General features: G+C 57.0%; 2 protein-coding genes. Both read left to right on the top strand.

Annotated elements, in window-relative coordinates; translation table 11 throughout:
* On the top strand, window positions 1-3,838 hold a 3,838-nt coding region (locus B1C80_RS28330), incomplete at its 5' end, for a hypothetical protein (protein WP_161492706.1).
* Between the two features lie 127 nt (window positions 3,839-3,965).
* A complete protein-coding gene (locus tag B1C80_RS03205) occupies window positions 3,966-7,577 on the top strand; it encodes a hypothetical protein (RefSeq protein ID WP_077919586.1) in 3,612 nt (1,203 codons plus the stop codon).
* Window positions 7,578-8,709 lie beyond the last annotated feature (1,132 nt).

Genomic DNA, 8,709 nt, shown 5'->3' with positions numbered 1-8,709 from the left:
GCAAAATACCTCTTTTGTTTCTGATCCTGCGGGCCAATCGGTGCTGGAGGTCAAGTACAATGGGGTGACCTATGCCACGGTCAATACCGGCTTGCTCAACTCACCCACAATCGTGGGTAATAATGGCGCGACGGTCAACATCACGTCGTTGCCTGGGGTAATCCTCGGGGCTGTCTCGGCTAAGTCAAACCTGGTCATTACGCTACCGACCGGCGTGCCTCCGTCGGGTGTGTTCCAACTCCTGTTCACGGGTGGTCCCTCTCCTGGCTTGGCGGATGATATTGCCATTCAATCGGTATCATCGCTATCCTGTGTCAATGCGGATGCAGATAATGACGGCATTATCAATAGTCTGGATCTGGATTCAGATGGTGACGGTTGCCCCGATGCCATTGAAGGTGGCGCGGCCTTTATCACCAGCAATCTGGTGAGCAGTACGATGTCGGGTGGTAACAGCGGTGCCGGTTTCAACGGTACGTCTCCCGTGCCGGTTACGCAAAACTTAGGTAATACCGTTGGCAGTACGACTGCTACGATGGGTGTGCCGACGATTGCCGGTATGGGTCAAACGATTGGAATCAGTCAAAACGGGGCGGTTAATGGCTGTATCGATACCGATGGCGACGGCGTACTGGATTTGGATGATCTGGACGACGACAATGACGGTATTCTGGATACGGTTGAGGAAGGTGACTGCGAGAAAATCATTAATGGCAGTGGTGCCAATGGATTTACCGGCTGGACGAAAACCGGCAACGTATTCTACAATTTGTTACCTCAATTCTCCTTCAATTACGGCGATTCTGCGCCAACCGGCGTACTGAGCCAGACGATTTCAACGATTCCGAATCAGGGCTTACAACTGAAATTCAACGCCGTAGGATGGGGCGGAAACACGGCCGGTAACGTGAGCGTCCGAGTGGATGTATTGGCTGGTAGTACGGTCATAGCCACGAAGACAGTCACGAAAACGTTCGGAATTCCCTGGACGATTGAGACGCTTAATTTCACGCCAACCTCTACGTCGACCACCATACGGTTCACCGATGTATCGACCGTTGCGACCCAGTTTGATTTTATTATAAATGGTGTCTCTGTTCCGGGAGCCTGTGATCTGGACGGCGACGGTATCGTCAACAGCCTAGATCTCGATTCGGACGGTGACGGATGTGCGGACGCCCTTGAAGGTGGCGCGGCCTTTACCACGAGCAATCTGGTGAGCAGCACCATGGCCGGTGGCAGTACCAACGTGACCAAAAACCTGCCAACACCAGTTGGCAGCACCACGGCTACGATGGGTGTACCTACCATTGCCGGAACAGGGCAGGCAATTGGTGTTAGTCAGACTTCAGCCGTGAATGGCTGTATCGATACCGACGGGGATGGTGTGCCTGATCTCGACGATCTGGACGACGATAACGACGGTATTCTGGATACGGTGGAAGATCCTGCCTGTCAGAAAATTATCAATGGCACAGGTGGCCTGAACACCGGCTGGACCAAAACCGGCAACATTGAGGAATTTACGGGCTTCTTCGGCTTCAATCGAGCTGGTTCAACCCCGAATGGGGTGCTGAGTCAGACTGTTACGACGGTTCCCAACCAGAACCTGCAACTGACCTTCACCGCCGAAGTTTTTGGTGGAACGGCCGGTACGGTGGGGATGCGGTTAGATATCGTGCAGGGCGGCAGCGTGATTGCCACCAAAACGGTGACCAAAAACCTGGGCAACCCAAATACAACCGAGACGCTGAACTTTACGCCCGGCCCCGGTGCATTTACGGTTCGCTTCACCGACGTGTCGTTGTCTACGTTCGATATTGACTTTAACCTGAGGAATATCAGCCTGTTGGCAGCCTGTGGCCTCGATACGGATAACGATGGCATTGTCAATAGCCTCGACCTGGATGCGGACGGTGACGGATGTGCGGACGCCCTTGAAGGTGGCGCGGCCTTTACCACGTCGAATCTGGTGAGCAGCACCATGGCCGGTGGCAGTACCAACGTGACCAAAAACCTGCCAACACCAGTTGGCAGCACCACGGCTACGATGGGTGTACCTACCATTGCCGGAACAGGGCAGACGACAGGTACCAGCCAGAATTCGTCGGCAAAAGACCCAGCCTGCTGTCTGGTTACCGGTATTGCGCCTACGCTATCGGCCACCAGCAAGGCCAACGCCTGCCCGGCCACGACGGTCGACCTGAGCACGATCACGGTGAGCAATGCACCCGCCAGCACATCGCTGACCTGGCATACGAGTGCAACAGCTACGGCCGCTAACCGCATCACGTCAGTCTCGGCCGTTGCGGCAGGTACGTACTTCGCGGCTCTGTACGACGCGTCGACCGATTGTTACAGCGGTTCGGCCACAACGCCCGTCACGGCGGTTACAGCAGCCTGCTGTTCAGCTACACTGGCTCCGGCCCTGTCGGCCACGACGAAGGCCAACACTTGTCCGGCCACGACGGTCGACCTGAGCACAATCACGGCGACCAACCAGCCTGCCAGCAGTACGCTGACCTGGCATACGAGCAGCCCAGCTACGGCAAGCAACCGGATTACCAACATCACCAGCGTAACGGCGGGCACGTACTTCGCAGCCTTCTTCGACGCGACAGCCAACTGCTTCAGCGGTACGGCGGTGACGCAGGTAACGGCTACCACGACAGTCTGCTGTTCGGCCACGCTGGCTCCGGCTCTGTCGGCCAGCAGCAAAGCCAACGCCTGTCCAGCCACGACGGTCGACCTGAGCACAATCACGGCCACTAACCAGCCTGCCAGCACGACGCTGACCTGGCACACGGGTACACCCGCCACGGCAAGCAACCGCATCACTAACATCAGCAGTGTAACGGCGGGTACGTACTTCGCGGCCTTCTTCGATGCCACGGCTAACTGCTTCAGCGGCACGGCGGTGACCCAGGTGACGGCCACCACGACGGTCTGCTGTTCAGCTACGCTGGCTCCGGCTCTGTCGGCCACGACGAAGGCCAACACTTGTCCGGCCACGACGGTCGACCTGAGCACAATCACGGCGACCAACCAGCCTGCCAGCAGTACGCTGACTTGGCACACGGGTAGCCCGGCTACGGCGAGCAACCGGATCACTAACATCACCAGCGTAACGGCAGGTACGTACTTCGCGGCCTTCTTTGACGCGACAGCCAACTGCTTCAGCGGTACGGCGGTGACGCAGGTGACGGCCACCACGACGGTCTGCTGTTCAGCTACACTGGCTCCGGCCCTGTCGGCCACCAGCAAGGCCAACGCCTGCCCAGCTACAACGATCGACCTGAGCACGATCACGGCCACTAACCAGCCTGCCAGCACGACGCTGACCTGGCATACGGGTACACCGGCCACGGCGAGCAACCGGATCACTAACATCACCAGTGTAACGGCAGGAACGTACTTCGCGGCCTTCTTCGACGCCACGGCCAACTGCTTCAGCGGTACGGCGGTGACGCAGGTAACGGCCACCACGGTGGCCTGTTGCCCCAACCCATCGGTGGGTGGTTCGCTGACCCTGGTAGGTACGTTGCCGCTCTGCTCGGTGAGTAACCAGGGCGTTCTCACGCTATCGGGCCAGACGGGCACGGTGGTGAAGTGGCAAACCTCTACCAACGGTGGCACAAGCTGGACTGACATTGGTAACACGGCGGGGCTGACACAAATCAGCTTCTCCAACGCGCAGAATAATCAGCAGTTCCGGGCGGTGGTGAACGCGGGTGGCAGTTGCGCCGATGCAAACTCCGCGCCGTTTGTCACGCTCACCAGTGCCTCGGCCTGTTCGGTGGATTGCGACGTGAAGCCGGGAACGATTAACAAAAACTAAGGGAATACTCCCAACCTTAAAAGGAGTTCAGGAAGCGCCAGCTTTTGGTCCCCTTTTGAGGTTGGGAAAAGTCTATCGAAGGGGCGAAAAGAAGGGAGTAAGAGTGAACAATAATAAACACCGTAACATGCACGTAAACATCTACATAGCCACCATGAAGAGTAGCCGTCCCGGCCGGGGTAGCTATGCATTCATGAACCGCATCCGGGCCATAGTATGGGCCTGGGTGTGGGTGGTTATGGGGCTGTTTGCCAACGGCACAACCGCTCAGGCGCAGGCCGACATCCGCTGTAGCGGAGCCAATTTGGTTAACTGGACAACCGTGACGGCTTCGTCGGCGGTGGGGTCGCTGACGGCCCTGGATGGTACGCCCATCAGCGTGACCGGAACGGGCAGTATGCTGGCGCTGGGTAGTCCCACCTCATCGCAAGCGGCCTATGACCCGTATACCAACAAGGCCAATTCGGTCAACCTCGACAATGCGGCTGAACCACAGGTAACGGGCACCGGTCCCTTCCTCTATACCTGGACATTCTCGCAGGCGGTGACCAACCCGTTCATGAACATTTTCAGCCTGGGTAATGCCGGGGTGAAGATCCGGTACACGTTTAAAGATGGCGCGGGCAACCCGGTCAATTTCACGATTCGGAAAACCGACAACAACCAGACGTTCTATGCCTCGGCGGCCAATCAGCTGGAAGGCAACGAAGGCAACGGGACCATTCAGTTTCAGGGAGCGATCAGTACGCTGCGGATCGAGGTAACGTACCTGAGCGGCAGCACATCCGAAGTCTTTACGGCGGTTACGTTTGGCGTGCGCTGTCCCGATGTTTCGTTTGCGCCCTGTCCGGCCCCCACTATCGTCGACTGGCAATCGAATACGGCCGGTCAGGCCATTGGCACCGTGACCGACAATGTGTCGGGCAATCCCGTAAGCGTGACCCTGACCGGGAGTATCGTCAATATCGGGTTCCCCGGCGAGTTCAACAATACCACTAACTGGGATATCAACAGCACGGCGGGCGAGCGCGTAGCCATCGACAATGCGGCCGAGCCACAGGTAACCGGCACGGGGCCATTCCTCTATACCTGGACACTGTCGTCGCCCCTCCGCCAGCCCATCTTCAACATTAGCAGCCTGGGCAGCACGTCGATACGGGTTCGCTATACCTTCTTCGACGAAAATAACGAGCCACTGACCTTCATTGTCCGCAAAACCAACGACTGGGAGGCTTTCCGGCAGCTATCCGGCCATGTGCTCGAAGGGGCGGAAGGCAACGGTACGATTCAGTTCGACGGTAGCCCGAAGCAGATCAGGATGCAGGTGACCTACATAACCGGCTCGACGGCCGAAAATTTTACCTCCATTCAATTGGTCGGCTCCTGCCCGGCACCTGAGCCACAAGACGGTATCAACGGCAAGTGCAACGGCGCCAATTTCGCCAAATGGACCAACGTGTCGCCCAATTCCGTTGTCGGCACCATCATGGACATTACGGGCAAAGGCTCGTCTATTGTGGGGGCGGGCAGCATGATCAACATCAACTACACCGGCTATTTCAACAACGCCAGTGCCTATTACCTCCCGGCGCGCTATGCCGACCGGGTGGCCATCGACAATGCCGCCGAACCGCAGAACAGCGGCACCGGCCCCTTCCTGTATACCTGGACCATCTCGAACCCCATCAGCAACCTGCTCATGTACGTTTACAGCCTGGGGCAGGCTGGCAAGCGGGTTCGCTATACGTTCACCGATGCATCGGGTAACCCCATTCCGTTTACGGTGCTGAAAACCGACAATGCAACCAACTTCGCCAAAGTGGGCAGCAACCAACTCGAAGGCGAAGAGGGCAACGGCACCATCCGCTTCGATGTGCCGGTGACGGTCATTCGGATGGAGACTACGTACCTGACCGGCAACACGTCGGAGTTCTGGACTGGCCTCACCTTTGGCGTGCTATGCCCCGAAGCACAGGTACAGGACTGCCCGACGCCCCGCTTTGCTGCCTGGAGTACGACTGCTACCGCCAGTCAGGCCACGGCTACCATGCCCGATGCACAGGGTAATACCGTCAACGTAACGCTGAAAGGCAGCATCATCAACACCGGCTTTCCGAACGAATTTACCAACACGGCCATCTGGAACCCCGTGCAGGCCAACAGCAACCGCGTGGCCATCGACAATGCGGCTGAACCACAGGTAACGGGCACCGGCCCATTTTCCTACAGCCTCACGTTTTCGTCGACCGTAAAAGACCCTATACTCAATATCTACAGCCTGGGATCTGCCGGCGCGCAGGTGAAGTACACCTTCACCGACGCTGCCGGTAGCCCGCTTCAGTTCTGTGTCCGCAAGACCGATAGCTGGGAAACCTTTCACCAGATCGACGGCCATGTGCTGATCGGGCAGGAAGGTAACGGCTCCATTCAGTTGCTGGGTACGTTGTCTGATGTGCGCATCGGGGTAACGTACCTGACCGGCTCGACGGCCGAATTCTATACGACCATTCAGCTGTGTAACAACTGCTCAACGCCAACCCTGCCGCCCAGCCTGACCATCAACAGCCCAAATAACGTGGTTGTCAACACCACCAACCCGCCCATCAGCGGTACGGCTACGGCCGGGGCATCGGTAACGGTGAGCGGCCCCAACGGGCAAAGCTGCGTCACGACGGCGAGTGCGGCCGGTAGCTGGACCTGCACCAGCCTGACGTTTACGCCTGGTTCGCAGACAGTAACGGCTGTAGCCAGCAACACAGTAGGCACCAGCACCGTAGCTGTCACCAGCTTCACCGTAGCAAACCCCTGCTCCAACTCCAGCGTGGGGGGCGCGGCCAGCTATTCGGGCGTTTCGCTCTGTAGTTCGAGCAATGCCGGTACCGTCCAGCTAGCCGGTCAGACAGGGGCCGTGGTGACCTGGCAAACCTCGACCAATGGGGGTACAAGCTGGACGGATATTAACGCATCGTCCGGCAAAATCACGTACAACTTCCTGAATGCGGCCAGTGGGCAGCAGTTCCGGGCCGTAGTCAGCAACGGCAATGGCTGTGCCGATGCGTTCTCGGCTCCGGCCACCGTCAGCACCAGCAGCAGCGTGTGCAGCACCACGGCCTGCGATAATCAGGCGGGTACGATTACCATCACGGCGACCTCATCGATGACGGGCAGCAACTATAGCCATCAGGTGATCGCCACCGATGCCAACGGTACAATTCTGTACGTGTCGGGCACCAGCAGCAAAACCATCACAGGCGTAGCCACGGGCAGCTATCTGGTGTATCTGCTGAGCTACGAAAATACAGTAACGCCCCAGCCCAGCATTACGGTGGGCACCAACATCACGGCAGTTGGCGGAGCCTGCGCGGCCATTTCCAACCAGCTGGTCTATGGCGTCTGCAACTGCCCGACCCCAAGCGTGGGAGGAACGGTGACCTTGCTGGGTACACTGCCGCTCTGCTCGGTGAGCAACCAGGGCGTGCTGCAGCTAGCCGGCCAGACAGGGGCCGTGGTGAAGTGGCAAACCTCGACCAACGGGGGCACCAGCTGGACCGACATTGGCAACACGGCGGGGCTGACCCAGATCAGCTTCACCAATGCCGCCAACGGGCAACAGTTCCGGGCGGTGGTCAACAGTGGGGGCAGCTGTGCTGACGCCTTCTCGACGGCGCTGACGACAACGACCAGCTCGTCGGCCTGCTCGACCGACTGTGTCGTGAAGCCGGGAGGGATTGTGAAATAGAAAAACCTCCGACCGGGCTATTGCTATGGAACGGGGAGAAGCTTAACAGCATAATAACGTCTGGTCAAAAGCCAGATGCCGACAATGAATCGAATAAACAGGCTGACCGTCGCCGAGAAGGGTCAGGTCAATAGCCATAACCACAGTTCAACCCACCGAACGATGAATAAACGTCTATTACTTAACCTTATATCCATACGTAACATGGGTAGTCTATACTGCTTACTGGCGGGCTCGTTACGGGTGCTGCTTCAGTGGGGCGAAAACGTCCCGCGGTTTTTATGGCGGCTGGTGAGGCATCTGGCCGGATCAGATACATCATTCCAGGCTGGCTTTCCGGCAATAGAAAAGCTAAGACGTTTCGTTCGGCAGTTGTCTATAACGGACTATGTCGGCTACCGGCTGCCGTGGCTTTTTTACGGAGGCCGGGATTACTCGCGGGGTAGCCCGGCGGGGTTCCGGAAAGCGGGGCTCGCTCTCGGTAGCCTGCTGCTGGTTTGCAGCCTGGCCCTCAGTACAACTTCATACGCGCAGGGAACAGTGGATAGTGACGGTGATAACATCATTGACAGCCTCGACCTCGACGATGACAATGACGGAATTCTGGATATATATGAATGTGCAAATGTATTGAGCAACAGCACTACTGTTAGTATCTCTAATGGAAACCCAGGTTCTGGAACTGCTACTGGCACAAACTCAGGTCTACAGTTAGATATTACCAGTCTTGATAACTCCTTCCAACTTTTTATTAATGGACAACCAATTGCTAATCAAGAAATTCAGTTTATTCCAGCTGACCAAGGTTCGTCATTTATTCAAAATGTAAAATTTGCGGATGGAGACTTATACGGGAGTCAGGTGGGTAATGTATGGTTGTTCGGCACGTCGAATGTCGCAACTCCGTTAGTGCGAGTAGTTATCAGTCCGGCTGGTACAGTATCTCTGTTCGGAAGTAAAGTTCTAAATGGACAGCTTTACCCCTTGGTACTTTCGAATGGAGCGTCTTTTAACACTGTTCCAATAAACGCAGGAACTAATTCTTTCTCCATAACCCAGTCTACATACATCCTTACGTATCTAACAGGAACATTTTCGTTAGTGAATCCGGGGACTTGCGATACAGACGGCG

This window comes from Spirosoma sp. 209 (assembly GCF_002006735.1).
Taxonomy (GTDB): Bacteria; Bacteroidota; Bacteroidia; order Cytophagales; family Spirosomataceae; genus Spirosoma; species Spirosoma sordidisoli.
Note: the sequence above shows the minus strand (reverse complement) of the source record. Positions and strands in the feature narration are given on the sequence as shown.

Bases quoted from the DNA above. Each gene is read 5' to 3' on its own strand.
- B1C80_RS03205 (WP_077919586.1), top strand. From the start codon at position 3,966: ATGCACGTAAACATCTACATAGCCACCATGAAGAGTAGCCGTCCCGGC.